Here is a 26,943-nt window from a genome sequence, read left to right as displayed (position 1 = left end):
CCGTCACCGGAGCCAGCCGAACAGCCGGTACCGGTCGTCCGGGTCGTACCGCCGGAACAGCAGGCTGTTCGCCAGCACCGACACCGACGAGAACGCCATCGCCGCGGCGGCGAGCACCGGCTGGAGCAGGCCGAGCGACGCCAGCGGAATCATCGCGGTGTTGTAGCCGAGCGCCCAGAACAGGTTCTGCTTGATCTTCGCGAGCGTCCCCTCCGAGACGTTGATGGCCTTCACGACGTCGAGCGGGTCCGACCGCATCAGCGTCACGTCGGCCGCCTCGATGGCGACGTCGGTGCCGGAGCCGATGGCGACGCCGACGAACGCCGCGGCGAGCGCCGGCGCGTCGTTGACGCCGTCGCCGACCATCATGGCGCGCGACCCGTCCGCCTGAATCGCCTCGACGGCGTCGGCTTTGTCCGACGGCAGCACGCCGGCGCGGACGTTCTCCTCGTCGACGCCGACCGACTCTGCGACGGCGCGGGCGGTGCGTTCGTTGTCGCCGGTAATCATGTGGACGTCGACGCCGCGGTCGCGGAGCGCGGCGACGGCGTCGCGGGCGCTCGGCTTCACCTCGTCCGCGACCGCGAGCACGCCGAGCAGTTCGCCGTCGAGCGCGACCAGCATCGCCGTCTTCCCTTCCGACTCCAGTTCCGCCATCGCGTCGAGCGCCGGCGCCGGGTCGACGTCGTCCTCGCGGAGCAACTCGGGCTTCCCGACGACGACGGTGCCGTGCTCCGTCCGGGCGCGGATGCCCTTCCCGGAGACGTTCTGGAGGATGTCGAGGTCGCCGGCGTCGACGCCGCGGTCGCGTGCGCCGGCGACGACCGCCTCCCCGATCGGGTGTTCGCTGCCGCTCTCGGCGGTCGCGGCGACGGCGAGCAGGAACTCCTCGGTGACGGCTCCGGCGGCCGCGGCGTCACCGTCGCCGTCGACGTTGCGGTCGCGGTCCTGGCCGGCCGACGCGCCGTCCGCGGCGTCGTCGGTCGTCGCCGCGGCGCCGTCGGTCGCCGGCGCGACGACGCGGGCGTCGGTCAGCGTCATCTCGCCTTTCGTCAGCGTCCCGGTCTTGTCGAAGACGACCGCATCGACGTCCTTGACGCGTTCGAGCACGTCGCCGCCCTCGAACAGGACGCCGTGCTGGGCGCCGATGCTGGTGCCGACCATCGTCGCAGCCGGCGTCGCCAGGCCGAGCGCGCACGGGCAGGCGATGAGGACGGCGGAGGCGAACACGAGCACCGCGAACTCGGTGGCACCGACCGCCGCCGGGCCGCCCGCGGCGAGCCCCCACAGCGGCAGGCCGCCGACGAACGACGCGAGCGCCTCGGGCGCGAGGAACCAGACGGCGCCCCACAGCAGCGCGTTGCCGATGACGGCCGGGACGAAGTACGCCGAGATGCGGTCCGCGAGGTTCTGAATCTCGGGCTGGCGCGACTGCGCCTCCTTCACGCGCTGGACGATCTGCTGGATGGCGGTCTCCTCGCCGACCTTCGTCGCCTCGACGACCAGCACGCCGTTTTCGTTCACCGTGGAGCCGATGACCTCGTCGCCCGGCTCTTTCGTCACCGGGACGGACTCGCCGGTCACCATCGACTCGTTCACGGCGGATTCGCCCTCGCGGACGACGCCGTCCGTCGGGATTTTCTCGCCCGGCGTCACCTTCAGCCGGTCGCCGACGGCGACGTCTTCGAGCGGCACTTCCTCCTCCGTCCCGTCGTCGCGGACCACGGTCGCGGTGTCCGCCTCCATTTCGAGCAGCGAGCGGAGCGCGGCGCTCGCCTGGCTCTTCGAGCGGGCTTCGAGGTAGTTCCCGAGCGTGATGAACACGAGGATGAGCGCCGCGGTGTCGAAGTAGAGGCCGGCCTGCGGGAGCGCGCCGACGAGCGCGAGCACGGAGTAGCCGTACGCCGTCGACGACCCGAGCGCGATGAGGACGTCCATGTTGGCGCGGCCGTTCACGACGACCGCCTTGTACGCGTTCTCGTAGAACTCGCGGCCGAGCGCGTACTGCACCGGCGTCGCCAGCGCGAACGCGACCCAGCCGAACGGCAGCGCCGTCCCCGGGACGTGCTCCGGGAGCGTCCCCGCCGCGAACAGTTCGAGCAGCAGCATCGCGACCAGCGGCGTCGCCAGCGCGGCGCCGAACAGCGTCAGCCGGCGCTGCCGCGCCAACTCCGCCTCGCGGGCGGCGTCCCGGCGCTCGTCCGCGTCCCCGTCGCCGCCCTCACGAATCGGCTCGTAGCCGGCGTCCTCGATGGCGTCGTACACCGACGACAGCCGGGTCGCCGCCGGGTCGTACCGGACGGTCGCCTCGTCCGTCGCGAAGTTCGCGTCCACCGAAATCACGCCCGGCAGTGACCCGACCGCGTCCTCGATGGTGGCCGAGCAGTTCGCGCAGGTCATCCCGGTGACGCCGACCGTGACGGACTCCGCTACCGGGTCGTAGCCGGCGGACTCGATGGCGTCGTAGACGTCGGCGAGCGACGCCCGCTCCGGGTCGTACTCGACGGTGGCCTCGTCGGTGGCGTAGTTCGCGTCCGCCGAGACGCCGTCGAGCCCCTCCAGCGCGTCCTCGATGGTGGCCGAGCAGTTCGCGCAGGTCATCCCGCGCACCTCGACTGTCACTCTGTGCGTGTCGGTCATTACGAACAGATACGTGCTCCCCGTTCAAGCGGCTTTCCACTGTTCCGATTCAGTGAACCCGCGGTTCGACTTCGGAATTCAGAGGCGATATCGAGAAATTTCTTCGAATCCAAACCGGGCTGCGCACAGAGGCCCGGGACCGTAACGGGCATCAAGCCGCGGCTCCAACGAACGGCTATGTCGACGACACTCACCATCAGCGGCATGACCTGCGGCGGCTGTGAGGACTCCGTCGAGACGGCGCTCAGCGAGGTCGACGGCGTCACGTCGGTGTCCGCGGACCACGAAGCCGACTCGGCGACCGTCGAGGGCGACGCCGACCCGCTCGACCTCGTCGCCGCCGTCCCGGAGCCGTACGAAGTCGAATCGACGCAGTAACGCCACCGCCCCGCTCGGCCGACTCCGCTGATTCCGCTGGTTCTGCTGAGTCGCCGGATTCGGCGGAGTCGGCCGATTCTGCTGACCCGGCCGATTCGGCGGAGTCGGCCGATTTTGCGAGCTCTGGCCGCTCGCGCCGGTCAGCGCCCCATCGTGTAGAACTCCTCGTTCGGCCGCCAGTCCGCGAACGTCGCCAGCCTGTTGCTGAGGTTGAAGAAGGCGGCGACGGCGCCGATATCCCACACCTCCTCCCGCGAGTAGCCCGCCTCGACCAGCATGTCGAGGTCGTCGTCGGTGACGGCGTCCGGCTCCTCCGTCAGCTTCACCGCGACCTCCAGCATCGCCATCCGCTCGTCGCTGACGTCGGCGGTGCGGTGGTTCGACACCAGTTGGTCTGCGAGCTTGGGGTCCTTCGCGTAAATCCGGACGAGCGCCCCGTGGGCGACGTTGCAGTAGAGGCAGTGGTTCCGCCCGGAGACGGCGACGATTATCATTTCGACCTCCTCGCGGTCGAGGGCGGTGTCGTCGACGAGCGCGTCGTGGTACGCCACGAACGCCCGGAAGTGGCTCGGCCTGTACGCGAGCGCCGCGAACACGTTCGGCGTGAACCCGGCGCGGTCCGCCTCCTCGGCGATTCGGTCACGGAGGTCCGCCGGCAGGTCGTCGTAGTCCGGCACCGGGAATCGGCGCTGCGCGTCGTCGTTCAGGGTCGGCGACTGGGAGTCTGTCACGACTCCGCGTTCGCCGACGGACAGCATAAAACTCGGCTCCGGACGGCCGGCCGAGTCGGCCGGCAGCCGTCTACACGACGCCGAAGGCGAGCGCGGCCGCGGCGGCGACGGCGAACACGCCGAGGCCGAACAGCCCGAGGTTCCAGGCGGTGCTGTCCGCGCGCGTCAGATTCAGCGACCACTCGTACGGGTACGGCCACAGGAAGTTCACGCCGGAAGGCGTGATGACGTCGCCGGCGAGGTGCGCCGTCACCGACCCGAAGCCGAGCAGGAACCCGAACGCCGGCATCGACAGCCCCGCCGGCACCGCCACCGAGAACACCGGTTCGAGCAGCGTCGCGGCGTAGCCGAACGCGGCGCCGACCGCGGCGGCGAACAGCAGCGAGTGCGTCGGGCCGCGGTGCGGAACGCCCGGGACGCGGTGGTCGACGTCCGGCAGCATCGCGAGGTACAGCATCGTCGCCCCGGTGAGGAACGCGAGCGCGCCGTAGCCCGCCGTCACGAGCCAGTAGCCGACCGGCGCGAACAGCAGCAGCGACACTCCCAGGTGGCCCTTCCGGTACACGCCGTCCGCTTCGCGGCCCCCGCGTAAATGCGCTCGGGGTCCGGTCGGTCTCCGGCTGTACTCGGACCGCGCTCGGCCCGACGACGGCGGGTCCTACTGGTTCCAGGCGGCCGAATCCGGGTCGATGAGGCGGTTCTCGTCGAGGTCGTCGATGCGGGCGAGCGCGTCGTCGTCGAGGGTGAGCGACTGGGCTTCGTAGTTCGCGCGGACGTGGTCGCCGGTCCCCTTCGGGATGGGGACGAGCGTCTCCTGTGCGAACGCCCACGCGAGACAGACGGCGGCGGGCGAGGCGTCGTGTTCGTCGGCGACGTCGACGATGACCGGGTCGTCGAGCAGGTCGCCCTGGCCGAGCGGCGAGTAGCAGACGAGCGCGTGGCCGTGCTGACGGGCGTACCGCCGGAGTTCGCGCTGCCGGAACCGCGGGTGGCACTCCACCTGGTGGGCGGCGACCGGCGCGTCCAGCCGGTCGAGCGCCTCGTCGAGCAGCCGCGGCGTGAAGTTCGACAGGCCGACGTGGTCGGTGACGCCGTCGTCGTACAGTTCGTCCATCGCGCGGAGCGTCCCGTCCGGGTCGTACGCACCGGTCGGCCAGTGGACGTACAGCAGGTCGACGGAGTCGACGCCGAGCCTGTCCAGCGAGGCGTTCGCGGTGCGCTTGGCGTCGTCGTACGCGAGGTTCTCCGGGTGAATCTTCGTCGCGACGACGACGTCGTCGCGGTCGACGCTGCTCCGCCGGATTCCCTCGCCGACCGCCTCCTCGTTGTCGTACATCTGCGCCGTGTCCACGAACCGGTAGCCGACGTCGAGCGCCGCGGCGACGGTGTCCGCGCACTGCTCGAAGTCGTCGTTGCCGGATGTGCCGAGGCCGAGCGGCGGCAGGTCGAGACCAGTCATGACACGAACTGGGGACGGCGCCGGCAAAAACCCGCGGCTTACAGCGCCGACTCGATTTTCGCGCTGATCTTCTCGTACGTCGGCGAGACGTACTCGCCGTTCACCAACACCCACGGCGTCCCCTGCACGCCCGCCTCGGTGCCGCGCTGCTTGTCGGCTTCCACCACCGGCCGGTACGTCCCGCTGGTGCCGTCTTGAATCACGGTACACGGCTCCAGGTCGACTGCTTCGGCGGCGGAGCCGAGCAGGTCCGTCGAGTAGCTGTCCTGGTTCTCGAACAACTGGTGGGCGAAGTCGAAGAACGCCGCGTCGTCCGCGGCGTCCTGGACGCTCCGCGCTGCGCTGGCGGCCTCCCACGCCCACTCGCGCACCGGAATCGGCCAGTCGTGGTGCTCGAACAGGATGGTGCCGGGGTCGGCGTACTCCGACTTCAGTTTCGGCAGCACCTGGAGGCTGAACGTCCGGCAGTGCGGACACGAGAAGTCCTCCCACGCCTTCACCACGACGTCGGCGTCGGGGTTCCCCATCGTCGGCTGCGGAAGCTCCTCGACCGTGTCCGGGTCGCTCCCCGAACAGCTGTAACTACTCCCGTCGCCGCCGAGACCGAGACAGCCCGTCAGCGACGCCGTTGCCCCGCCGACCGCTGCGAGATACGCCCGTCGACTCGTCATGGCCGACCGTCCGCACGGCGCGATGTTAAGCACACCGAACGACGCGGTGAAACGAGCCGTACAGCCCACGCGCTCGGCGGTCGGTGCGGCGACGCGCTCGACGGTTTCGGCGGCCGTCGCCGCCTCTCCGCCACCGCCTCTGGCTCCGTTTCCCCGCAACCGCCTCTGGCTCCGTTTCCCCGCCACCGCCCTCCCGCCTCCCCGCCCTCGCCGTACGATTCCGTCGACCCGTGACCGCGACTATTTTATCACGGACGGTACACGAACGAACGATGAGCCGAGACGCGCGGTCGGTCGCGGTCGGTGTCGGGACGGCGGCGACGGTCGCGACGTTCGTCGGCGTGGTCACAGCGGCGATGCTGGCGCCGTGGTTCTCGTGGCGGGCGAACGCGCTGTCGGACCTCGGCGTCACCGCCGGCAGCGCGGCGCTGTTCAACGGCGCGCTGCTCGTCGGCGGCGTCGCGTCGCTGCCGTACGCCTGGGCGCTGTGGGACGCCGCGGACGGCGCGGACCGGGCGGTCCCGGTCGGCTTCGCCGCCACCGCGCTGCTGCTCGCCGGGGTCGGCGCGTTCCCGGCCGACACGGCGCTGCACGCCCCCGTCGCCATCGGCGCGTTCCTCGGAATCACGGCGACGCTCGCCGTCGACGGCGCGCTCCGACGCGACACGCCCACCGGCCGGGTGTCCGCGGCGCTCGCGGTCGTCCACCTCGGCTACTGGCTGCTGTGGGGCGCCGGCGTCAGGCTCGGCCCCGGCCTCGCCATCCCGGAACTCGTCGGCTCCGTCGCGCTGCTCGTCTGGGTCGTCACGCTCTCCCCCGTCGCGCCGCTCGACGGGTAGAGCGGCCGGCCGAGGTCGAACTGACGAACGCCGCGAACGGCGGTTCAGCCGAACTGCTCGGTGAACCGGTTGACGGCGTCGTCGGTGCCGACGACGACGAGGGTGTCGCCGTCGCGGACCGCCGTGTCCGGGTCGAGGTCGGTGATGAGGTGGCCGTTCCGCTGCACCGCGACGACCGTACAGCCGGTGCGGGCGCGGACGTCCGCGTCGGCGAGCGTCCGGCCGGCCAGTTTCGGCGCCTCCATCCGGACCAGTTCGATCTGTGTCTCCGCGCGCAGCACCTGCTCGTCGAGCAGATGCGACGCCAGCATCCGGCCGGACACCGTCGACAGCGCCAGGACGTACTCGGCGCCGGCGCGGTACAGTTTCTGGACGGAGTCGGCGTCGTTCGCGCGGGCGATGATTTCGACGTTCGGCGCGACGTTCCGGACGGCGAGCGCCGCGAAAATCGTCGTCGTGTCCGAGTCGAGCGCGAGCACGACCGCGCGGGCGTCGGAGACGTTCGCCTCTTCGAGCGTGACGCTGTCCGTGGCGTCGCCGACCATGTCGACGCCGGGCTTGTCCTCGGCGTCGACGACGAGCGTGTCCTCGCTGGCGGCGAGTTCCGCCGCGGCGGCCTGGCCGACGACGCCGTAGCCCGCGACGATGACGCGGCCGCGGCGGTGTTCGCGGGTCTCGGACAGCGTCAGCTCCTTCAGCTCTTCGAGCTGCGATTCGCGGCCGGCGACCAGCAACACGGTGTGTTCGTCGATGCGGCGGTCGGGCGCGGGCGGCGACTCGAACTCGCCGCCGCTCCAGACGCCGAGGATGTTCGCGCCGGTGCGTTCGGTGACGCGGCTCGCGGCGACGGTCCGGCCGGCGAGCGGGCTGCCGTGGTGGACGAGCAGCTCGGCGAGCTGGAAGTCCTCGCCGATTTCGATGCTCTCGCCGAGCTCGTCCGAGACGGTCGTCGTCGCCTTCGCGCCGAGGCTCTCGCCGAGGGTGCGCCGCGGCGACACCACCTCGTCGGCGCCGGCGTACCGGTGGTAGTCCTCCGTGGACTCGTCTTCGACGAGGCTGACGACGTACAGCTCCTCGGACACCTCCCGCGCGGACAGCACGATGCTGGCGTTCGTCTCGTCGTCGGCGTCGGCGACCAGCCCCGCCGCCTCGTCGGCGTTCGCCGCCAGAAGCGTCTCCACCTCCTCCGGGTCGCCGTACACCACGTCGTGCTCGTCGGCGAGCGCCTCGGCGCGGTCGCGCTCCGGCTCGACGACGACGTACGGCTGGCCGCGCGCCTTCAGTTCGTCGACGAGCGTCTCGCCGCGCGGCGTGAACGAACAGATGACGACGTGGTCGGTCAGCGACGTCTCCGTCGGCAGCGACGCCGACAGCGCGTCGCCGACCAGCGGGACGACGACGGCGGGCAGCGCGAGGAAGATGAGGCCGACGCCGACGAGCTGCATCACGATCATCAACAGCAGCATCCGGTCGCTCGTCCACTCGCCGGCGTGCAGCCCGAACCCGGTGGTCGTGAACGTCTCGACGACGACGTACAGCGAGTGGACGTAGTCGACCTGCCGCCCCTCGAACGTCTCGAACCCCCACTGGTAGACGAAGCCGAGCGCCAGCATCACGCCGAGCGCCCCGAGGAGGTACTGGGCCGCGCGTCGGCTCGCCGAAGTCATATCCGCTGTAGCGGCCGCGCCGAGTTAAAGCCCGACGGCTCGCCGACGTCGCTTCCCGCGAGCGTCTCCAGCAGCAAAACCTCCGTCGGAGTACGGTCGGGGTACGGTCAGAGTGCGGTCAGAGCAGCCGGAATACTGGGGCGGGTCGTGTCGCGGTCGCCGCCGGTTACAGGACGCCGCCCGGGGTGCCGAGGTCGGCGCCGACGTACAGGACGATGACGAGGAACACCCAGACCGCGTCGACGAAGTGCCAGTACATCGACACCGTCGTCACGGAGACGTGGCGGTCGGCGGAGTACTGCCCCTGGAAGGCGCGGAACAGGACGATGGCGAGCAGCACCGCGCCCATCGAGACGTGCAGCCCGTGCAGCCCGGTGAGCCCGTAGAACGCGGACGCGAACACGCCGGACGTGAGCGTGAAGCCGTGGTGGACGATGAACTCGTAGTACTCGAACACCTGGCCGCCGATGAACACGACGCCGAGCAGCAGCGTCGCGGTGAGCAGCCCGATGAACCGGTTCCGGTCGCCCTCCCGAATCGCCTCGTGTGCGAAGTGCAGCGTCACCGACGACGCGAGCAGCAGCGCCGTGTTGACGACGACGAGCGACCCGAGCAGGTCCGGGATTTCGGCGCCGGTCGGCGGCCAGTTCGTCCGGATGAAGAAGAAGTAGGCGAAGCCGGCGCTGAACGTCGCGATTTCGGAGCCGAGGAAGCCGAGCATCCCCCACCGGAGCTTGTTCGCGCTGTGTTCGTCCGTGCCGCGCTCCCAGAAGTGCGCGACGAACGCGTGGTACAGCCAGCCGTACAGCCCGACGAGGAACAGGGCGATGCTGCCGACCACGACGGCCGGGCCGGTGATCGCCGGAACGATGTTCGTGTCGCCGTGGCCCATCAAGAACAGCGCCGCGCCGACGTAGATGCCCGCGGCGCCGAGCGCCGTGACGAAGGGCCACCACGAGGCCTCCCCGAAGCCACGCGGCCAGTCTTGCACCGCCGGGAGGTGGTGCCCGTCGTCGTGGGCGTCGTCCGTTTCGGTAGCCATGGCCGCGGATAACCGGCCGGGCACCAAAAATCCTCCCAACTGCGCCGGGCCGGCCGGCAATCGTTGACATGGGGTCGGCCGACAAACATAGGGCAATCCGGTCACGAGGTGGCACCGTATGCCGGAGTGTCGGAACTGCAGCTCGTTCGTCACCGAACGATACGTGGCCGTGTTCGCACCGGAAGGAATGAGCGACGTCCGCGTCTGCCCGTCGTGTGAGGACATGGTTCGCGACGGGTCGAGCGTCCGGGAAGCGCGGTCGAAACGGGTCTGAACTCGGCACCGACTTTTTGCTGGCTCGGCCCGCATTCGGAGTAATGGCGCTGTTCGACACCTACGTCGCCGCCCTCCAGCACGGGCTGGCAGACCTCCCCGACGACGCGCGGCTCGTCGGCGTCGTCCGCCGGCCGACGTCGTGGTTCTCGGCCGCGGTCGACGAGAACCGGCCGGCGCTCGCCCCGCCCGACGACCTGCTCGACGACGCCCAGCGGACCGAAGACGACCTGAAGATGGCCGGGATGTGCGAGGAGGAGGCGCACAACGCCGCCTTCGAGGAGGTGGACTTCGACGACCGCTACCGCGACCACCTCGACTCGTCGCCGGATGCGGCCGCGGCGCTGTCGGACCTGCGGGCGGCGCTCGACCGCGACGAGGACGTCGCGCTCGTCTGCTACGAGAACACCGCGAAGAAGCGCTGTCACCGCACGACGCTCCGGGAGTACCTCGAACGCTGACGCCGCCGCTCCCGCTGCCCCCGGACGGTTTCTCACGCCCTCGATCCGTCCTGACTGACTGGCTGATTCGGCGGACCGCGTCCGCGGCGACGTTCCGCAAGGTACAGGCGGCGCCTCGCCGAACCCCGACCGATGAGTCGTTGGCGCCGCGGCCCCGACCGCCCGACCACCGCTCTCCGCCGGTCGACCCGCAGCGTCGCTGCCGCCGTCACCGCGGCCGCGACGATACTTGCGTGCTCGGGCGTCGCAGCCGCTCACGCCGGCGGTATCCGGAGCGCGGCCGAGCAGTCGCTCGCGGTGCCGACGTGGCTGTTTCTCGCCACCGGCGGCGCCGTCATCGGCGCGTCGTTCCTGCTCGCGTCGTTCGTCACGGACCGCGCGTTCATCCGCGCCGTCGACGCGTGGCGACGACCGCTGCCGTCGCCGGGCCGCGCCGCGGTGCTCGCCGGCCGCGTCCTCGGCGTCGCCGGCCTCGCGGCCGTCATCGTCGTCGGCGTCGCCGGCCCGGAGCGCGCCGGCCGGAACGCCGCCGTGATGCTGGTCTGGGTCGGCTGGTGGGGCGCGTTCGTCGCGACCGCCTACCTCGTCGGCGACGCGTGGCCGGCCGTGAACCCGTTCAGAGCGGTCGCCGCCGCCGTGCCGTCGCTGAACCGGCCGTACCCGGACGCGCTCGCCCGGTGGCCGGCGGTCGCCGGGCTGCTCGCGCTCGTGTTCCTCGAAGTCGTGACGCCGCTCGCCGACGACCCGCGGCTGCTCGCCGGCGTCGTCGCCGCCTACCTCGCGGTGTCCGTCGCCGGCAGCGCCGTCTTCGGCGCCGACGACTGGTTCGGCAACGCCGACCCGGTGTCCCGGCTGCTCGCCGCGTACGGCCGCGTCGCGCCGATTACCGCCGTCGACGGCGACCGGGGCGACGACGCCCGGCGGCTCCGGCTTCGCGTCCCCGGGATGGGGCTGACGGAGACGGACTGGGTGCGCGACCGAAGCGACGTCGGCTTCGTCGTCGCCGTCGTGTTCGTGACGACGTACGACGGCTTCGTCGGAACCGGCCTCTGGCGGACCGTCGCGACGCCCGTCGTCGACGCCGGCGTCCCGCCGCGCGTCGCGTACCTCGGCGCGCTGCTCGTCGGCTACGCCGCCTTCCTCGCGCTGTACCTCGCGGCTGCGCGGTCGGCGCGCCGAACTGCAGACACCTTCGTCTCCGCGGCGACGCTGGCGCGGCGGTTCGCGCCGTCGCTGCTCGCCATCGCCGCCGGCTACCACCTCGCGCACAACGCCGCCACCGCGGTCGCGCTGGCCCCGACGCTGCTCGTCGCGCTGACCGCGCCGCTGTCGCCGCCGGCGACGCTGCCGCAACTCGTCGTACCGGCGTGGTTCGGCGGCGTCGGCATCGCCGCGGTGCTCGCCGGGCACCTGCTCGCCGTCTGGGTCGCCCACGCCACCGCCTACGCCCTGTTCCCCGACCGGCTGCAGGCGATTCGGAGCCAGTACGGCGTCACCGCCGCGATGGTGGCGTACACGATGGTGAGCCTCTGGATCGTCACCCGGCCCGCCGGCGCCCCGCCGTTCATCTGACCACCGCACCACCGATGACCCGAACTGACACCGCGACTCGAGACGACGCCCCAGACCGCGCAGCCGACGGCGCGGGCGACGACGCGTCGGCGGTCCGCGGCGTGGACCACGTCGTTCCGTCGGGCGCCGACCGGTACGACTGCCCGTACTGCGGCGACGTGTTCGCGCGCGAACGGCCGCGCGACCTCCACCGCGGACTCGCGCACCCGGACTGCCTCGGCGACGCCGAACGCGCCGCCTACGACGACGCTGCCGCCGCGGAGGCCGACGACCTCCGGCGGTTCCGCATCGTCGGGCTCGGGCTGCTCGTCCTGCTGTACTTCGGGTTCCTGTTCCTGTACGCGCTCAGCGGCCTCGGCGGCGAATCCGCCGACGCCGCCTCGTCGCTGCTGCTCGTCGTCGCGGCGGCGCCTCGCTGTGCGCGCCGCGTTCGGCGTGCCGACCCGACCGACGGCGACTGACACGACCGACGCGACTGACGCGACTGACGCGCCGGGCGCGCCGACCGGCGGCGACGGCGGCCGTTCGTGTCGCTCGCGGCGCAAGACGCCCGTCACACCGAGCGGAAAGTATTTGCGTGGCACGCAGTGAGATACCGGCAATGGACAGCGAGACAGTCGAGACGGTGACCGGGTGGGAGTCCGAGCCGTTCTCGGGCGGGTACGCGGGGCTCCGGTCGCTCGCGGACCGCGGCTTCACGGGCGCGGTCACCGACGGGGCGGCGTGGCTGTTCGTGTTGAACGGCCGCGTCGTCGGCGCCGCGGACGGCTCCATCGAGTCGTTCGAGGACGCAGACGGGACCGCGTACACGGCTCCGGACCCGTCGCTCCCGCTGCTTTTCGCGATGCAGGCGGCCGGCGGCGAGACCCGCGCGAAGTACTACACGAACGACACGCCGCTGTCGGCGGCGAACGAGAAGCTCTCGGCCGGGAACTTCACCGGCTACGTCGAACTCTCGGAGAACGTCCTCTCGGGCGACTACTACGTCGTCTACTACGGCGGCCGGGCGCTGCCGTGCGCGTTCGTCGGCAACAGCCGCGAGACGCTCACCGGCGACGAGGCGTTCGACCGCGCCGACGACGAGGTCGGCATCTACGAGGTCAACGACGTCGACATCGACGTCGTCGACGTCCCGGAGCCGGCCGAACCGGACGAACCAGACGAACCGGAACCGACGGACGACGCCGGCGACGACCGCGACGACCGCGGCGACGACGCCGGAAGCGACGACGCCGTCGGCGGTTCGGCCGGGTTCGGCGGCGCCGGAGCCGCCGGCGCTGCGAGCGCCGCGTCGGAGGTTGCTTCGGCGGACCGCGACGCCGACGACACCGGGGACGCAGAAACCGAGGCGACCGCCGCCGGAACCGCGTCGGCCGCGGCCGACTCGGACGCGGAATCCGACGCTGCGGCTGCGGCCGACGCGGATACTGACGCCGCTGACGACCGGCACGCCGCTGCCGGCGAGCAGTCGCCGGACAGCATCACCATCGGCTCGTCCGACCGGGTCGCGGACGCGGACTCCGACGCTGCCGACGTCGACACCGCAGACGAGGAGTCCGCGTCGGCGTCGCGGTCCACCGACGCGGACGCGGCCGCGACGGAGTCGGTCGACGCGGCGAACGACGACGGCGCGGCGACGGACGCGGATACGGAGACCGCGAGCGACGTCGTGGCCGACGCCGACGCGGCGGAGCCGGCCGACGTCGACGAGTCCGAGCGGCCGAGCGCCGTCGACGCCGCGTCCGGCGCTGTCGACGACGCCGAACCGGCCGGGGCCGACGCGCCGGGCGCCGGCTCCGCCGACGATTCGAACGGCCCGCGGGCGGACCGAACCTCGGCAGACGCGGCGGCGTCGCAGGACGGCGACCCGTTCTCCGCCGAGCAGCAGTGGCGGGAGACGCGGTCGATTCCGTCGCTCGACCCGGACCGGACGAGCACGAACGGCGAGGCCGGCTCCGCCGATTCTGCGTCCTCGACGTCGTCGTCGGCCGGGCGGCAGCGCGCCGAACGGAACCGGGCGGAACGCCGACGCGCACAGGCGAGCACGTCCGACTCAGGGTCGTCGACCGACGCGGACGGCCGCGCGGCGAGCGCCGAGCAGACACGGACGCAGCCGCAGTCGGCGCAGTCCGCCGAGCCCGCAGCCGACCCGCAGCAGGCGGAGCCGTCCGCCGACGAGTCGTCGCAGGCGGTCGAGTCGCTCCGCGAGGAACTCGCCGCGGCCGAACGCGAGCGCGACGAGGCGCGCGAGAAGCTGGAGTCGAAGGCGGCGGAGCTCGAATCCGCGGAGTCCGAGGCAGCGGAGCTCCGCGACGAGGCCGAACGGCTCCGCGAGCGCGTCGAGGAGCTGGAGACGGAGCTCGCGGAGGCGCGGAGCCGGGCGCCCGACGCGCCGAGCGGCCGGTCGCTCTCGCCCGAGGAAGTGCTGGCCGGCACGAACCTGTTCGTCCGGTACGACTCCCGCGGCGGCGCCACCCTGGAGAAGGCGCACGCCGGCGGCGCCGACCGCGGCGACGTCAACGACAACCTCCGGCTGGAGCAGCACACCGAGTTCGACGCCGACGGCGTCGTCGTCGACGGCGAACCGTTCACGGCGTTCCTCGAAGGCACCATCGAGTACAGTTTCGTCGAGTGGGTCGTCCGGCGGCTCCTCTACGAGATTCAAGACACCGGGAACGAGGGGTCGATGCGCGACCTGTTCGACGCCATCCCGGACGTCGACCGCGCGGAACTGCACGGCGCGGTGACGCTCACCGACGACGAGGGGAAGAAGGCCGGCAGCCGCGAGTTCGACGTCGTGCTCCGCGACCGCATGGGCAACCCGCTCGTCGTCGCCGACGTCACGGACTCGCGCGAGGCGACGACCGAGTCGGACCTCGACGGCCTCGTCGGCGACGCGAGCGACGTCGCAGACCAGGAGGACGACCTCGGCGCCGCGTTTTACGTCACGGCGTCGTTCTTCGAGCCGGGGGCGCTCGAAGCCGCCGCGGACGCGACCGGCGGCGGCCTGCTCAGCCGGAGCAAACGCAAGAGCTTCGTGAAGCTCGCGCGGAAGCGCGGCTTCCACCTCTGTCTCGTGGAGTCCCGCGAGAGCGAGTTCCACGTCACCGTGCCGGAGCTGTAAGCCGGCCGGCACGCGTCATTTTCGGTCGGAATCGGGGCTGCGTCCGCGAGGAGAGATTGCGGAGAGAACGGGCCGCTCCGGGTGGTCGATCAGTTCTCGGCTTCCGGCGCGGACTCGATGCGCATCCCGGTGATCTTGTCGATGATCTCGTCGAGTTTGTCGTCGAGTTCGTCGACGAACTCGCCGGTGCGCTCTGTCGTGATGGCTCCCTGGCTGGACGGCTCGATGAGGTTCTCCTCTTCGAGGACGCGCAGCGAGTACCGCACCTTGTGGTGGGGGTAGCCGGTTTCGTTCGACATCTTCACGATGCCGATGGGTTCGTTCTCGATGACCATCCGGAGGACCTGGAGGTGCCGTTCGAGCATATCCACCTCCTTCTCAAGTCGATCTATCATGCCACATGTTAACTCGTGCGTACAGGGTTTAAACGTTCCCCTCCGCCCGGCGGTCGGTCAGCGCGCTGTCACGCCAGACCGCCGACGCGGAGCGCCGAAGAGTGCTGTCACGGTGTACAGCATGAGAAAGGTTAACGGTTCCGCTCACGGCCAGCCGGCACGGGGGCCGGGCGCCGCCGCGGCTCGACACCCTGCCGCCGGAGGGAGGCAGCGCTTCGGTCGGCACTGACCGTGGTTTGATACACGCACGCGGATTCACCGCGAGGGGAGACGCGGTATGTGTGCGTATCCGTGCCCATCTGTCGGCGGCGGACCGTAACCGGTTTACCGGGGGGAGCGGAAGGGAGCGACGGTATGACTGTCACCATCGTCGGCTCCCAACTCGGCGACGAGGGCAAGGGCGCGCTCGTCGACCTCTGGGGCGGGGACGCCGACGTCGTCGTCCGGTATCAGGGCGGCGACAACGCCGGCCACACCGTCGTCGAAGGCGGCGAGGAGTACGCGCTCTCGCTCGTTCCGTCCGGCGCCGTCCGCGGCAACGTCGGCGTGCTCGGCAACGGCTGCGTCGTCAATCCGCGAACGCTGTTCGACGAACTCGACACGCTCCGCGACCGCGGACTCGACCCGGACGTCCGCGTCGCACGCCGCGCGCACGTCATCCTTCCGTACCACCGCCGGCTCGACGGCATCGAGGAGGAGGCGAAGGCGGACTCCGACATGGAGGTCGGCACGACCGGCCGCGGCATCGGCCCGACCTACCAGGACAAGGCCGGTCGCCGCGGCGTCCGCGTCGGCGACCTGCTCGACCCGGACGTGCTCCGCGACCGGCTGGAGTACGTCGTCCCGCAGAAGCGCGCGCTCATCGAGGAGGTGTACGGCCTCGAAGCGGGCGAGGAGTGCGACGTCGACGCGCTCCACGAGGAGTTCGCCGCCATCGGCGAACGGCTCCGCGAGGAGGAGATGACCGTGAACTGCAGCGACTTCCTCCACCGGCAGCGCGACGCCGGCAACTCCGTCATGTTCGAGGGCGCGCAGGGAACGCTCATCGACGTCGACCACGGGAGCTACCCGTACGTGACGTCGTCGAACCCGACCGCCGGCGGCGCCGCCGTCGGCTCCGGCGTCGGCCCGACCGTCGTCGGCCGCGGCGAAGTCGTCGGCGTCGTGAAGGCGTACCTCTCGCGCGTCGGCGAGGGGCCGCTGCCGACGGAGCTCGACGGCGACGACCGCGCCGAGGAGCTCGCCGACTTCATCCGCGAGAAGGGCGGCGAGTTCGGCACCGTCACCGGCCGGCCGCGCCGCATCGGCTGGCTCGACGTCCCGATGCTGCGGCACGCCGCCCGCGTCAACGGCTTCACCGGCGTCGCCGTCAACCACCTCGACGTGCTCGCCGGCCTCGACGAAGTGAAGGTGGGCCACGCCTACGAGCTCGACGGCGAGACCACCGAGACGATGCCGACGACGACCGAGCGGTGGGCGCGCTGTGAGCCGGTGCTCCGCGAGTTCGAGCCGTGGCCGGAGGTCGACTGGGACGCCGTCGCCGCCGAGGGCTACGAGGCGATTCCGGCGGCGGGCCGCGACTACCTCGAGTACATCGAGGACGAACTCGACACGCCCGTCTACGCCGTCGGCGTCGGCCCGGACCGCGCCGAAACCGTGATTCGCGCGTCGCCGTGGGAGCGCGACGGCTGAGCCGGCGCGGCGCGCCGCGCTGACCGCCCGACGGGGTCGCAGCCGGCCGAACCCGTAGGCTTTTGGCGGCCCCGAGTCTTCCACCCGGTAATGAAGGAGTCGTTGCTCGACATCATCTGCTGTCCGCTCGACAAGCACGACCTCGAACTGACGGTCGACGAGCGCGACGACGAGGACGGCGAGGTGCTCGCCGGCACGCTCGTCTGTACGGACTGCGGCGAGGAGTACCCCATCGAGGACGGCATCCCGAACCTGCTGCCGCCGGACATGCGGGACTGACTCGCGCGAACACTGACCCCGAGCGAACCTTTTTGCCGCGATGGCGTGACCTACCGCCGTGTCGGCTGAGCCCCTCGACGTCGTGTTGAACCGCGACCGCCTGAACGAGGCGCTCGCACCGGAGGCGTACACCGCCAGCGGCGAGTTCCCCGTCGTGTTGCACAACGAGGGCGAACCGGTCCACGTCCACCTCCGGTTCTCCGGGCCGCTTGCCGCCGTCACCGCCGTCGACAGCACGAACCACTACGTCGACGGCGGCGCGACCCGGCACGTCCACGTGGACGTCGCGGACGTCGACGAGGACGTGACGGGGACCCTCTCGCTGGTGACGGGTCACGGCGCCGAGACCACCGACGTCGCGGTCACGGTGACGCCGCCGCCGGAGCAACAGAACAGCGTCGCCGTCGACGAATCGCTCTCGGAGCCGCCCGAACGGACCGATTCGGGCTCCGGCGCGTCCGCAGGTCTCGGCTCCGATTCCGGTTCCGGCGCCGGCTCCCGCGCGTCGGGCGGAGCGTCCGGCGGCCGCGACGAGTCGGGGTCACCGGTGGACGGCGTCGTCGCCGCCGCGCCGGACGCCGCGACGCTGCTCGTCGCCGCGTTCGCGGTCGTCGTCCTGGCGGCGGCGGCGCTCGCCGCGCTCGCGCTGGACAGCACGGCCGTGACGCTCGGACTGGTCGCCGTCGTCGTCGCCGTCGCCGTCGCGCTGTACGTGCTGCTGCCGTAATTTTTCACCGCCACGAAAACGCTGTGTCCTCATCCTGAACCGCTGCGTCGACGTTCTGCGCCCGGCTTCGACCCGGGAGTCGGCTGCCGGTCTACCGGTCTACTCCGGAGTCGGCTCGGCCGGCTCCTCGGGGTCGGTCGGGACGCCGCAGAGCCGGCCGTCGTCGTCGACGCGCTTCGCGCGGAGGTACCGCGTCCGGTAGCGGTTCGCGCCCTCGTACACGTCGGCTTCGCGGACCTCGTCGACCTCGTCGTCCGCGACGGCGTCGATGAGCGCTTCGAGCTGCTCCTTCTCGCTCGGCGTCAGCGTGAAGGTGTACTCGCGCTCCTCCTCGGCTTCGAGTTTCGTCCACTTCCGGGCGGCGGCGACGACGAGCGAGCACGGCTCGCGGCACGGGAAGACGCCGGCGCCGCCGTCGGCGGCCAGTTCGTCGCCGTCGTCGTACTCCCACTCGCGGCGCTTCAGGCACTGGGAGTCGACGCAGGCCGCCTCCGCGACGTAGTCGACGGCCTCCCGCGGCAGTTCGTCGACGACGTCGTAGATGCCGGTCTGCCGCTCGGCGGCGGCGCGCCAGTGGTCGACGTCGAGTTCGCCCTCGCGTTCGCGGTACCAGTTCGCGACCGTCGCCGGGTAGACGGTTTCGACCACTTCGACGACGGCGTGCCAGTCGAGCTCCGGGAACGCCCAGCCGGTCCGGAGCGTCGGCGCGGTCTTCAGCGGCCGGTACCGGCCGTCGTCGTCGAGCTTCGCGAGCTCCCGGGCGTCCAGCGGGTCGTCGTACGTCGCCAGCGCGTCGGCGTCGCGGTCTGCGTCGGCGACGTGCCGGACGTCGTAGCGGCGGGCGCCGTCGGGGCCGAGCGTCGCCTCGATGCGGAGTTCGCCCCACTCCGTGACGAGGCCGCCGCGGAGCGCGTCGTACCGGTCGGCGACGCCGCGTTCGTCGGCGGCTTCGGCGCGCCGGAGGAACGCGCGGCGCGGCGAGCCGTGCCGCTTCACGTCGCGCTCCCAGAAGTACCAGTTCGTGACGTACGGCGAGCCGTCCGCGAGCGCGTGCAGCTCCGACTCGGCGAGTCCGGTCGTCTCCGTCTCCGGCGTCTCGAACCGGAAGCCGCCGTCGTCGTCGCGGCCGACGCGGAGCCCCTCGAAGTCGACGCCGTCGTCGCGGCTCGCGGCGTCCACGAGCGCGTCGAACTGAGCGGCGCGCATTCAGTCGTCAGCCTCCGGAGCGGCGACCCGGGTCGACTCCCGCACCCGCTCGACCGCGGCGTCGACGTCGGCGCCGGCGTCCGCGGCGCGTTCGAGCACCACGTCCGCCAGCAGCGGCTCCGTCCCGACGGCGCCGGCGTACCAGATTCGGTGGCCGTCGACGGCCGCGGGGACGTCGTAGCCGGTGCGGTAGTCGTCGGTCAGCCCCATGTCCTCCGGGATGTCCTCCTGGGTGTGGAATCCGTCGGCGATGAACAGCGGCACGACGACGACGTCGTCGCTCTCGAAGTGGTCCGTGACGTCGTCGACCTCCGGTTCCTCGTCCATGTACAGCGCCTGCACCTCGTCGAACCGGCCGCGGTCGCGGACGCGGTCGGCGTGGTACTCGATGGCCTTCGCGGAGTTCTCGTTCCGCTCGGTGCCGTGGCCGACGACGGCGAGCCCGAAGCCGTCGCCGACGTCCGGGTCGTCGGTGACGGACTCGGCGCGCCGCACCAGCACGTCCGTCATCGACGAGTGGGTGCCGACCGGGCCGCAGTAGTGCACCGTCTGCCCGGTGTCAGCGGCGGTGTAGGTGGCGACGTCCGCCGACAGGCCGTCGGAGCCCCAGTCGTCGACGTCCCAGCCGTCGAGCCGGAGCTCCCGCGGAATCACCTGCTCGGTGAAGTAGCCCTCCGAGACGAACAGCGGGACGACGAACACCTCCTCGGACTCCACGGTCCGCAGCACCTCCCGCAGGTGCGGCTCCTCCTTCCAGAAGCCGGTGCGGACCTCGTCGAACGCGCCGGTCGCGCGAACGGTGTCCGCGTGGTCGTAGGTGGGCGCGCTCGAATCCGGGTTCAGATGCGACCCGTGGGCGACGATGACCAGCGCCTGACTCATACGGAAACACAGGGACGCGCGCACCTTATCGGCTTCGACGCGGAAACGACGCGGACCCGCGGCCGGGAGCGGGCGTCGCGGGTCGCCGCGGCGGACCGACGCTGCGAACCGCCGCGAGGAACGGTCGCAGGGACCCGTCGCCGGGACCGGTCGCCCCGGCGGCGAACCGTCGCGGTTATCGCGGCGGCGACGGACCGGTCGACCATGACTGTCGCCGAGGAGGCACGGGACGCGGTCCGCGCCCGGCCGTTCCTGTTCGACGCGCTCCGCGCGGGCGTCGTGAACTACACGGCCGCCGCCGAGTCGCTCGACGTCGACGCCGAAACGGACGCGGTCGCCACGGCGCTGCGTCGCTACGCCGCCGACCTGCAGGCGGACGCCGACGCCGCCGACGCCGGCCGCGACGCCCGAGTCACGATGCGCAGCGGCGTCGCCGCCGCGCCGGACGCCGCCGACCCGCTTCTCGCCGTCGGCGGAACCGGCTTCGTCGCCGACGGCGGCGACCTGACGGCCGTGCTCGCGGCCGGCGACGCGGACCCACGGACGCTCGAACGCGCGCTCGGCAGGCTCCGAACCGCCGAGGTCGACGTGACCGCCGCCGGCGTCGCGGACGGCGCGCTCTGCGTCGTCGTCGGCCGGCGCGACGGCGCCGGCGCGGTCCGCTGCATCGAAGCGGCCCTGGAGTAGCCCGGCGGCCCGTCACCGAGAACGCTCGGCCGCTGTCCCACCTGTCCCGCTCCGCCGCGCCGAACTTGGACGTTTTAAACGGGAGGCGCGCGTAGCGTCGGCCGAATGACGCTGTCCGTGACGAACACCCTGACGGGTGAGCGCGAGGAGTTCGAGGCGGGCGCCGCCTCGGAGGGCGACGAGGTTCTGCTGTACGTCTGCGGACTCACCGTGTCGGACGACCCGCATCTCGGGCACGCCCGGCTGTGGTTCCACGCGGACGTCGTCCACCGCTGGCTCGACCACCTCGGCTACGACGTCCGCCACGTCGAGAACGTCACCGACGTCAACGAGAAAATCGCGGCGCGCGTCGGCGAACGCGACGGCTGGGAGTCCGAAGCCGACGTCGCCCGGCACTTCACCCGCGAAGTCATCGAGAACATGCGCGGGCTGAACCTGAAGCGCGCCGAGGTGTACCCGCGCGTCTCAGAGCACGTCCCCGAAATCGTCGACCTCGTCGAGCGGCTGGTGGACGCCGGCTTCGCCTACGAGTCGAACGGCTCCGTCTACTTCGACGTCACCCGGTTCGACGACTACGGCGAACTGTCGAACCAGCGGCTCGACGAACTGGAGGCGCGCGGCGACGTCGACGAGCGCTCGGAGAAGCGCCACCCGTCGGACTTCGCGCTGTGGAAGGCCGGCGGCGTCGACGAGTCCGCGGTCCGCGAACACCGGAAGCACGACCACGACGGCTCGCTGCCGACCGGCGAGACCTGGGAGTCGCCGTGGGGCGAGGGGCGGCCCGGCTGGCACATCGAGTGCTCCGCGATGTCGATGACGCACCTCGGCGACACCCTCGACATCCACATGGGCGGCCGCGACCTCGTGTTCCCGCACCACGAAAACGAGATCGCTCAGAGCGAGGCCGCGACCGGCGAACGGTTCGCGCGCTACTGGCTCCACAACGGCCTGCTGCGCACGGAGGCGGACAAGATGTCGTCGTCGCTCGGCAACTTCTTCACGGTCGCCGACGCCCTCGACGAGTTCGGCGTGAACGTCCTCCGCACCTTCTACCTCGGCGCGCAGTACCGCGGCGACCAGACGTTCAGCGACGGCGCCGTCGCGGAAGCCGAAGAGCGCTGGGAGCGGCTCGAACGCGGCTACGAGGCCGCCGTCGACGCCTGCGACTCCGTCGACGCCCGCACCAAGGCGGTCGACGACGCGCTCCGCGGCGCCGTCGACGACGCCCGCGACGACTTCGCGGCGGCGATGAACGACGACCTCGACGTCCGCACCGCGTTCAACGCGCTGCTCGACCTGGCGAACGCCGTGAACCGCCACGTCGACGACGCCGACCGCTACGACTACCGCGGGCTCCGCCGCGCCGTCGAGACGTTCGAGGAACTCGGCGGCGACGTGTTCGGCCTCGAACTCGGCCGCGAGGCCGGCGGCGACGTCGAACTCGCCCGGGAACTCGCCGACCTCGTCCTCGACGTCCGCGAGGAGGAGCGCCACGCCGGCAACTACGAACGCGCCGACCGGCTCCGCGACGACCTCGAAGCCATCGGCGTCACCGTCGAGGACAGCGACGACGGCCCCGTCGCCCGATTCGACTGACCGGGACGCCGCGGGCCGACCGCCCCGCTCTGCACCGCCGGCGTCGACGCCGACGGCCGCCGCAGTCTACGACTCGTCGCCGTCGGCGTCCGTCGCGTCCGCGTCCGTCGCGTCCGCGTCGGCCTCGGCGGCGACCGACGGCACGACCAGCACCGGCCGCTCGGCGAGCCTGACGACCTTCTCCGCGACGCTGCCGAGCACGAACCGCTCGATGCCGCCGCGGCCGTGCGTCCCGATGACGATGACGTCTGCCTCGGTCTCCTCGGCCCGTTCGAGGATGCGTTCGTGCGGCCGCCCGACGACCACGTCGCCGTCGGCGTCGACGCCGGCGGCCTCAGCCTTCTCGCGTGCGGTGTCGACGGCGCGCTCGGCGAGCGCCTCCAGGTGGTCTTCGACGGCGGTCACGGTGGATTCGCCGAGCCCGCCGATTCCGCCGACGTCCGGCGTCGTGCTCGTCGCGAGCGACGCGCTGTCGACGACGCTCAGCACGTCGAGCGCCGCGTCGAACGTGGACGCGAACGAGACGGCGACGTCCTCGGCGGGTTCGGCGGCGTCGCTGCCGTCGGTCGGCAGCAGCACCCGCTCGTAGTTCCCGCGGCCGGCGCCGCCCGGAACGCCCTCCTCGCCGTGCACCGTGAACACCGGCACCGTCGACGACCGGACGACGTTCTCGGCGGTGCTGCCGAGCAGCACGCGCTTCACGCCGCTGCGGCCGTGCGTCCCCATCACGACGGCGTCGGCGCCGTGTTCGTCGACGTAGTCCGTGATCTCCTCGTGCGGGACGCCCTTCAGCACCTCGCCGGCCGCGTCGACGCCGGCGTCCTCCGCGTGCGCGACGCCGCCGTCGACCGTCGCGCGGGCCTCGTGCCGCTCGTCTTCCAGCTCCGTGGTCTTCGAGAGCACGTACGGATTCACGACCGAGACGACGTGCAGCCGCGCGCCGGTGCGGTCGGCGAGCCCGACTGCGGCGTCGAGTGCGGCCTCCGCGCAGTCGCTGCCGTCCATCGGTACGACGACGTCGTCGAACGCGAGCGTCGACATACCCGGCGTTACGCGACACCCGATGGAAAAAGCGGCGGCCTGCGGCGCGCCGACCGGCGCCCGCGCTACGTCGTGAACAGGTCGGTGTCGTCCGGCACCGAAAACAGCCCGATGCGGACGCCGCAGTCCAGCCAGCCGTAGCCGTACGAGTACGACGCCAGCGCGTTCACTGGGTCGTCGGCCTCGCGGAAGTGGCGGCCGTCCTCCAGGTACGACAGCGCCATCTCCCGGCACTCCTCGGCGGCCTCGTGCATCGGCGTCCCCGCGGGGACGCACACCTCGGCGGCCGCGAGCGCCTCCGCGAGCATCTCCCCGTACCGCGTCGTCTTCTCCTCCAGGTCGGCGGGCATCCTGCCGGGACGTGGCGTTCCGCGTCGCCCTGAGTGCTTCGGCTGGCAGTCGAACTCCGGCCCGGACCGACGTTCGGGAGAAACAGAACCGTCGCCGCTCAGTCGCCGCTCGGTCGTCTCAGTCGTCGCTTTCGGCGGCCGCGGTGTCGGCGGCAGCGGCGCCGGCGCGGGCCTCGGTTTCGAGGTAGTCGTCGGCGTCGAGGGCGGCCTTACAGCCCATGCCGGCCGCCGTGACGGCCTGCTGGTAGTGGTAGTCGACGACGTCGCCGGCGCCGAACAGCCCCGGGACGGCGGTCGCGGTCTGGCCGCCGCCGGTGCCGCCCTGCGTCACGATGTAGCCCTCGTCGTCCAGTTCGACGCCGGTGTCTTCGAGGTACGCCGTGTTCGGCGTGTGGCCGATGGCGTAGAACACGGCGCCGACCGCGAACTCCCGTTCGTCGGTCTCGGGGTCGTCGAGCCGGTCGGTCGGGTGACCCTCGGGGTGGCTGACCAGCGTCACGGAGTCGACGCCGTCCTCCTTCGAGCCGTGCAGCGCCGTGACCTCGGTGTTCTTCATGATCTCGATGTCGCCGGCGTCGACGTGCTCCTGGACGCGGTCGACCCAGTAGTCCTCCGCGCGGAACTCCTCGCGGCGGTGGGCGACGTAGACGGTGTCCGCGAACTTCGTGAGGAAGCTCGCCTCCTCCATCGCGGCGTCGCCGCCGCCGACGACCAGCATGTCCTCGCCGCGGAAGAACGCCCCGTCGCAGGTCGCACACGTCGACAGGCCGTACCCCATCAGTTCGTCCTCGCCGGGGACGCCGAGGGTGCGGGCGGACGCGCCGGACGCAGCGATGACGGCGTCGGCGGTGTAGACGTCGCCGTTCGACAGCTCCACCCGGAACGGCCGCACGTCGTCGTCTATGGACTCCACGACGCCGTTTTTCACGTCGGTGCCGAACCGCTTCGCCTGCTCTTTCGCGTTGTTGATGAACTCGGCGCCGTTGATGCCCTCCGGGAACCCCGGGAAGTTCTCGACCTCGGAGGTGAGCGTGAGCTGCCCGCCGGGCTCGTCGCCTTCGAACACCAGCGGGTCGTTGTTCGACCGGGCGGCGTAGATGGCCGCGGTCAGCCCCGCGGACCCCGTTCCGGCGATGATGAGCGGCCTGTGCTCGACGACGTCGGCGGAATCAGTCATTACCGGAACTACGGTTCACGGCGCTTTGTAGGTTGTGCTGTCCGACGGCCTCGCCGCACTCTCGGACGTCGCGGCGTCGGCCGCGCGGAGCTGCCGAGTCGTCGAGCCGCTGGTCGTCGTCGAGTCGCCGCACCGCTGCGCCGCCGAGTCGGCGCCGGAGCGGCGGGCAGCCGGAATACCGCGGACATTTATGACGGGGACTCCACGTGACGGCCATGGTCGACACTGAGACGTACACGGTCGAGGGCCCCGAAGGCGACAGCGACACGGTCGAACTGCCGGCGGGCCTCGTCGACATGATGGCCGAGCAGGGCGAGAATCCGACGCGCGTCATCACGGACGTCGTGCTGCAGGCGTTCGCACAGCAGGCGCACGCGCTGGCGCACCACTCGCAGGGCGAGACGCCGGATGAGGTCGAGGAGATCAACGCGAAAGCGGAGGAGCTGTTCGAAGAGCGGTTCGGTCAGAGCCTCCAGGACGCGATGGGCCACCAGCACTGAACCGTCGCCGCGGCGAGCCGCGTCGCCGCCGCGCAGCCGAACCACTGCTGTTTTGACCCGTCCAGCCGCGGCTCCACGGCCACGCTGACGGCGACCGCCGGCCGCGGGGCGAGCGATTCGAGGCCGCCGCCGAAGCCGGCTACGCTATTCGAGGACGCGCTCGATGTCGCGTTCGAGCGCGTCGATGCTGTCGGCGATGTCGTCGACCATCGCGACCTGCTCTCTGTTCGCGGCCGCGACGTCCTCGATGGAGTCGGCGACCGCGGCGCCGCGGTCGGCCACCGAGTCGACGGTGCTCGCGATCTCCTCGGCGCTGGCGGCCTGCTCGTCGGTCGCGCTCGCGATTTCGGTGATTCCGGCGCTCGTCTCCTGAATCGAGTCGAGGATCTCCTCTTGGTTCTCGACGACGGTCTGAATCTCCTCGGCGACCGCCGTGATTTCGTCGGTGGTCGCCTCGACGCTGCTCACCGTGCCGTGGGTGAGTTCGCGGACGCTGTCGACGATTCGTTCGATCTCGTTCGCCCGCTCTTTCGACTGCTCCGCGAGCGACTTGATCTCGTTCGCGACCACCGCGAAGCCGTCGCCGGAGCCGGCGGCGGCGCGGGCGGACTCGATGTTGGCGTTCAGCGCGAGCAGGTTCGTCTCGTCGGCGATGTCGTTGATGACGTCGACGATCTCGTCGATCTCTTCGACCTGCTCGGCGAGCCGGGACGCGTCGTCGGTGACGCGCTCGGCCTCGGCGGCGACGTCGTCGACGGTGTCGAGCGTCTCCCGCGCCGTCGCCGCGGACTCCTCGGCGCGCGCTTTCGCCTGCTCGCTCTGTCTGCTCACGTCGTCGGCGCTGGAGGCGATTTCTTCGACCGTCGCGCTGAACGTCGACACCTCGCCTTGCACCTCGGAGAGGCTCTCGGACTGCTCGTCGGCGGTCTCGCTGATCTCCGCGGAGTTCTCGGCGACGCCGTCCGTCAGGTCGCGGAGTTCCCCGACCGCGCCGTCGACCTCGTCGGTCATCTGCGACTGGAGCTCCTGGATGCGGCGCTGCTGGTCGATGAGTTCGGTGACCTGCGTGAGCACCTCGACCGCCGCGACGACGTCGCCGGTCGGCGTCGTGATCGGGACGCCCATCGCGCGGGCGTGGTTGACGGAGCCGTCGGCCGTCTCCGCGGACCGAATCTCGGATTCGCGGACGACGTCCCCGGTCCGGATGACCTCCTCGGCGAGCGTCTCGGTCTGGCCTTCGGTGCCGAAGACGTCGTAGGCGTGCTCGCCGATGACGGCGTCGGCCGGGTAGCCGGTCATCTCCTCGGCGCCGCTGTTCCACCGCGTGATGTGGCCGGACTCCTCGACGACGAACGCCGGTTCCGGGAAGGAGTCGACGAGCGTCTCGAAGGCGTGCCGCCAGAAGGTCGCCGGGTCCGCGTCGCCCGCAGGCGCTATCTCGGAGGTCGGCTGCATATTGACAGTCATCTCGGGTCTACCTCGGATTTTGAAAATGTGGTATTTAGGACTTCGTCTGCGGCTATCATCAAAGATAAAGTGTGAATCGTGTGAATA

At 71.5% G+C, this 26,943-nt stretch carries 27 protein-coding genes; 13 read left to right on the top strand and 14 right to left on the bottom strand.

The features are described from left to right. Positions 1–3: 3 nt before the first annotated feature. Positions 4–2,640, bottom strand: a complete 2,637-nt coding sequence (locus tag ACQUS7_RS12650; RefSeq protein WP_435147462.1) for a heavy metal translocating P-type ATPase — start codon at positions 2,638–2,640, stop codon at positions 4–6. Positions 2,641–2,817: 177 nt separating this feature from the next. Here ACQUS7_RS12650 and ACQUS7_RS12645 point away from each other — a divergent pair, with 177 nt between their 5' ends. Then, a complete protein-coding gene (locus ACQUS7_RS12645) occupies positions 2,818–3,018 on the top strand; it encodes a heavy-metal-associated domain-containing protein (RefSeq protein WP_435124871.1) in 201 nt (66 codons plus the stop codon). Between the two features lie 140 nt (positions 3,019–3,158). Here ACQUS7_RS12645 and ACQUS7_RS12640 read toward each other — a convergent pair whose 3' ends face one another. The 4 genes from ACQUS7_RS12640 to ACQUS7_RS12625 form a co-directional block, all read right to left on the bottom strand. Further along, positions 3,159–3,749: a peroxidase-related enzyme gene (locus tag ACQUS7_RS12640; RefSeq protein WP_435124874.1), complete on the bottom strand. Its 591-nt coding sequence runs from the start codon at positions 3,747–3,749 to the stop codon at positions 3,159–3,161. 70 nt (positions 3,750–3,819) lie between these two features. Further along, a complete protein-coding gene (locus tag ACQUS7_RS12635; protein WP_435124877.1) occupies positions 3,820–4,314 on the bottom strand; it encodes a metal-dependent hydrolase in 495 nt (164 codons plus the stop codon). A 93-nt stretch (positions 4,315–4,407) separates the two neighbouring features. Next, a complete protein-coding gene (locus ACQUS7_RS12630; protein ID WP_435147526.1) occupies positions 4,408–5,193 on the bottom strand; it encodes an aldo/keto reductase in 786 nt (261 codons plus the stop codon). A gap of 53 nt (positions 5,194–5,246) precedes the next feature. Further along, positions 5,247–5,879 (bottom strand): thioredoxin domain-containing protein, encoded by a 633-nt coding sequence (locus ACQUS7_RS12625; RefSeq protein WP_435124880.1) that lies wholly within the window; start codon positions 5,877–5,879, stop codon positions 5,247–5,249. A gap of 272 nt (positions 5,880–6,151) precedes the next feature. On the opposite strand from ACQUS7_RS12625, the gene ACQUS7_RS12620 reads away from it, so the two are divergent. After that, entirely contained in the window at positions 6,152–6,718 is a 567-nt protein-coding gene (locus tag ACQUS7_RS12620) for a DUF998 domain-containing protein (RefSeq protein ID WP_435124882.1), read from the top strand. Between the two features lie 44 nt (positions 6,719–6,762). Here ACQUS7_RS12620 and ACQUS7_RS12615 read toward each other — a convergent pair whose 3' ends face one another. Together ACQUS7_RS12615 and ACQUS7_RS12610 are read right to left on the bottom strand one after the other, a co-directional pair. Next, entirely contained in the window at positions 6,763–8,385 is a 1,623-nt protein-coding gene (locus tag ACQUS7_RS12615) for a potassium channel family protein (protein WP_435124885.1), read from the bottom strand. A 166-nt stretch (positions 8,386–8,551) separates the two neighbouring features. Continuing rightward, a complete protein-coding gene (locus ACQUS7_RS12610; protein ID WP_435147458.1) occupies positions 8,552–9,427 on the bottom strand; it encodes a cytochrome c oxidase subunit 3 in 876 nt (291 codons plus the stop codon). A gap of 118 nt (positions 9,428–9,545) precedes the next feature. Here ACQUS7_RS12610 and ACQUS7_RS12605 point away from each other — a divergent pair, with 118 nt between their 5' ends. From ACQUS7_RS12605 to ACQUS7_RS12585, 5 genes are all read left to right on the top strand, one after another. Beyond that, the gene (locus ACQUS7_RS12605) at positions 9,546–9,701 is read left to right on the top strand and encodes a DUF7563 family protein (protein WP_435124889.1); all 156 of its coding nucleotides are present in this window, start codon (positions 9,546–9,548) and stop codon (positions 9,699–9,701) included. 43 nt (positions 9,702–9,744) lie between these two features. Beyond that, on the top strand, positions 9,745–10,161 hold the full coding sequence (locus ACQUS7_RS12600; RefSeq protein ID WP_435124892.1) for a DUF488 family protein, N3 subclade: 417 nt from the start codon (positions 9,745–9,747) through the stop codon (positions 10,159–10,161). 132 nt (positions 10,162–10,293) lie between these two features. Further along, positions 10,294–11,733: a hypothetical protein gene (locus ACQUS7_RS12595; RefSeq protein ID WP_435147456.1), complete on the top strand. Its 1,440-nt coding sequence runs from the start codon at positions 10,294–10,296 to the stop codon at positions 11,731–11,733. Between the two features lie 14 nt (positions 11,734–11,747). Next, the gene (locus ACQUS7_RS12590; RefSeq protein ID WP_435147454.1) at positions 11,748–12,194 is read left to right on the top strand and encodes a DUF7410 domain-containing protein; all 447 of its coding nucleotides are present in this window, start codon (positions 11,748–11,750) and stop codon (positions 12,192–12,194) included. 140 nt (positions 12,195–12,334) lie between these two features. Then, complete coding sequence (locus tag ACQUS7_RS12585) at positions 12,335–14,857, top strand: DUF7527 domain-containing protein (protein ID WP_435147452.1); 2,523 nt, start codon at positions 12,335–12,337, stop codon at positions 14,855–14,857. A gap of 89 nt (positions 14,858–14,946) precedes the next feature. Here the strand turns inward: ACQUS7_RS12585 and ACQUS7_RS12580 are convergent, their stop codons facing one another. Next, positions 14,947–15,252, bottom strand: coding sequence for a hypothetical protein (locus ACQUS7_RS12580; protein ID WP_435124903.1), 306 nt, complete (start codon positions 15,250–15,252; stop codon positions 14,947–14,949). Between the two features lie 354 nt (positions 15,253–15,606). On the opposite strand from ACQUS7_RS12580, the gene ACQUS7_RS12575 reads away from it, so the two are divergent. From ACQUS7_RS12575 to ACQUS7_RS12565, 3 genes are all read left to right on the top strand, one after another. Next, positions 15,607–16,944, top strand: a complete 1,338-nt coding sequence (locus ACQUS7_RS12575; RefSeq protein ID WP_435124905.1) for an adenylosuccinate synthase — start codon at positions 15,607–15,609, stop codon at positions 16,942–16,944. Positions 16,945–17,034: 90 nt separating this feature from the next. Next, positions 17,035–17,223 carry a methytransferase partner Trm112 gene (locus ACQUS7_RS12570; protein WP_435124908.1) on the top strand — a complete coding sequence of 63 codons (189 nt, stop codon included), beginning with the start codon at positions 17,035–17,037 and terminating at the stop codon, positions 17,221–17,223. A 58-nt stretch (positions 17,224–17,281) separates the two neighbouring features. Further along, a complete protein-coding gene (locus tag ACQUS7_RS12565; protein ID WP_435147449.1) occupies positions 17,282–17,950 on the top strand; it encodes a DUF7524 family protein in 669 nt (222 codons plus the stop codon). Between the two features lie 99 nt (positions 17,951–18,049). Here ACQUS7_RS12565 and ACQUS7_RS12560 read toward each other — a convergent pair whose 3' ends face one another. Together ACQUS7_RS12560 and ACQUS7_RS12555 are read right to left on the bottom strand one after the other, a co-directional pair. Next, positions 18,050–19,156 (bottom strand): DR2241 family protein, encoded by a 1,107-nt coding sequence (locus ACQUS7_RS12560; RefSeq protein ID WP_435147447.1) that lies wholly within the window; start codon positions 19,154–19,156, stop codon positions 18,050–18,052. Beyond that, on the bottom strand, positions 19,157–20,038 hold the full coding sequence (locus ACQUS7_RS12555) for a CbiX/SirB N-terminal domain-containing protein (protein WP_435124917.1): 882 nt from the start codon (positions 20,036–20,038) through the stop codon (positions 19,157–19,159). 204 nt (positions 20,039–20,242) lie between these two features. Between ACQUS7_RS12555 and ACQUS7_RS12550 the strand changes: the two genes are divergently transcribed. Together ACQUS7_RS12550 and cysS are read left to right on the top strand one after the other, a co-directional pair. Beyond that, a complete protein-coding gene (locus tag ACQUS7_RS12550; protein WP_435124919.1) occupies positions 20,243–20,725 on the top strand; it encodes a DUF7523 family protein in 483 nt (160 codons plus the stop codon). Positions 20,726–20,830: 105 nt separating this feature from the next. Then, positions 20,831–22,321, top strand: coding sequence for a cysteine--tRNA ligase (gene cysS, locus ACQUS7_RS12545; protein WP_435124921.1), 1,491 nt, complete (start codon positions 20,831–20,833; stop codon positions 22,319–22,321). 66 nt (positions 22,322–22,387) lie between these two features. Here cysS and ACQUS7_RS12540 read toward each other — a convergent pair whose 3' ends face one another. The 3 genes from ACQUS7_RS12540 to ACQUS7_RS12530 form a co-directional block, all read right to left on the bottom strand. Beyond that, on the bottom strand, positions 22,388–23,362 hold the full coding sequence (locus ACQUS7_RS12540; protein ID WP_435147444.1) for a universal stress protein: 975 nt from the start codon (positions 23,360–23,362) through the stop codon (positions 22,388–22,390). Between the two features lie 65 nt (positions 23,363–23,427). Continuing rightward, positions 23,428–23,712 (bottom strand): DUF357 domain-containing protein, encoded by a 285-nt coding sequence (locus ACQUS7_RS12535; RefSeq protein ID WP_435124925.1) that lies wholly within the window; start codon positions 23,710–23,712, stop codon positions 23,428–23,430. Positions 23,713–23,830: 118 nt separating this feature from the next. Next, positions 23,831–24,889 (bottom strand): NAD(P)/FAD-dependent oxidoreductase, encoded by a 1,059-nt coding sequence (locus ACQUS7_RS12530; RefSeq protein ID WP_435147442.1) that lies wholly within the window; start codon positions 24,887–24,889, stop codon positions 23,831–23,833. Positions 24,890–25,104: 215 nt separating this feature from the next. Between ACQUS7_RS12530 and ACQUS7_RS12525 the strand changes: the two genes are divergently transcribed. Then, positions 25,105–25,389 (top strand): DUF7545 family protein, encoded by a 285-nt coding sequence (locus tag ACQUS7_RS12525; protein WP_435124928.1) that lies wholly within the window; start codon positions 25,105–25,107, stop codon positions 25,387–25,389. Positions 25,390–25,533: 144 nt separating this feature from the next. Here ACQUS7_RS12525 and ACQUS7_RS12520 read toward each other — a convergent pair whose 3' ends face one another. After that, on the bottom strand, positions 25,534–26,856 hold the full coding sequence (locus ACQUS7_RS12520; RefSeq protein ID WP_435124930.1) for a methyl-accepting chemotaxis protein: 1,323 nt from the start codon (positions 26,854–26,856) through the stop codon (positions 25,534–25,536). Between the last annotated feature and the right edge of the window lie 87 nt (positions 26,857–26,943).

Source organism: Halobaculum sp. P14 (assembly GCF_051195155.1).
Lineage (GTDB): Archaea > Halobacteriota > Halobacteria > Halobacteriales > Haloferacaceae > JBNTKA01.
The sequence above is the reverse complement of the archived record's forward strand: the minus strand, read 5'-3'. Positions and strand labels throughout refer to the sequence as shown.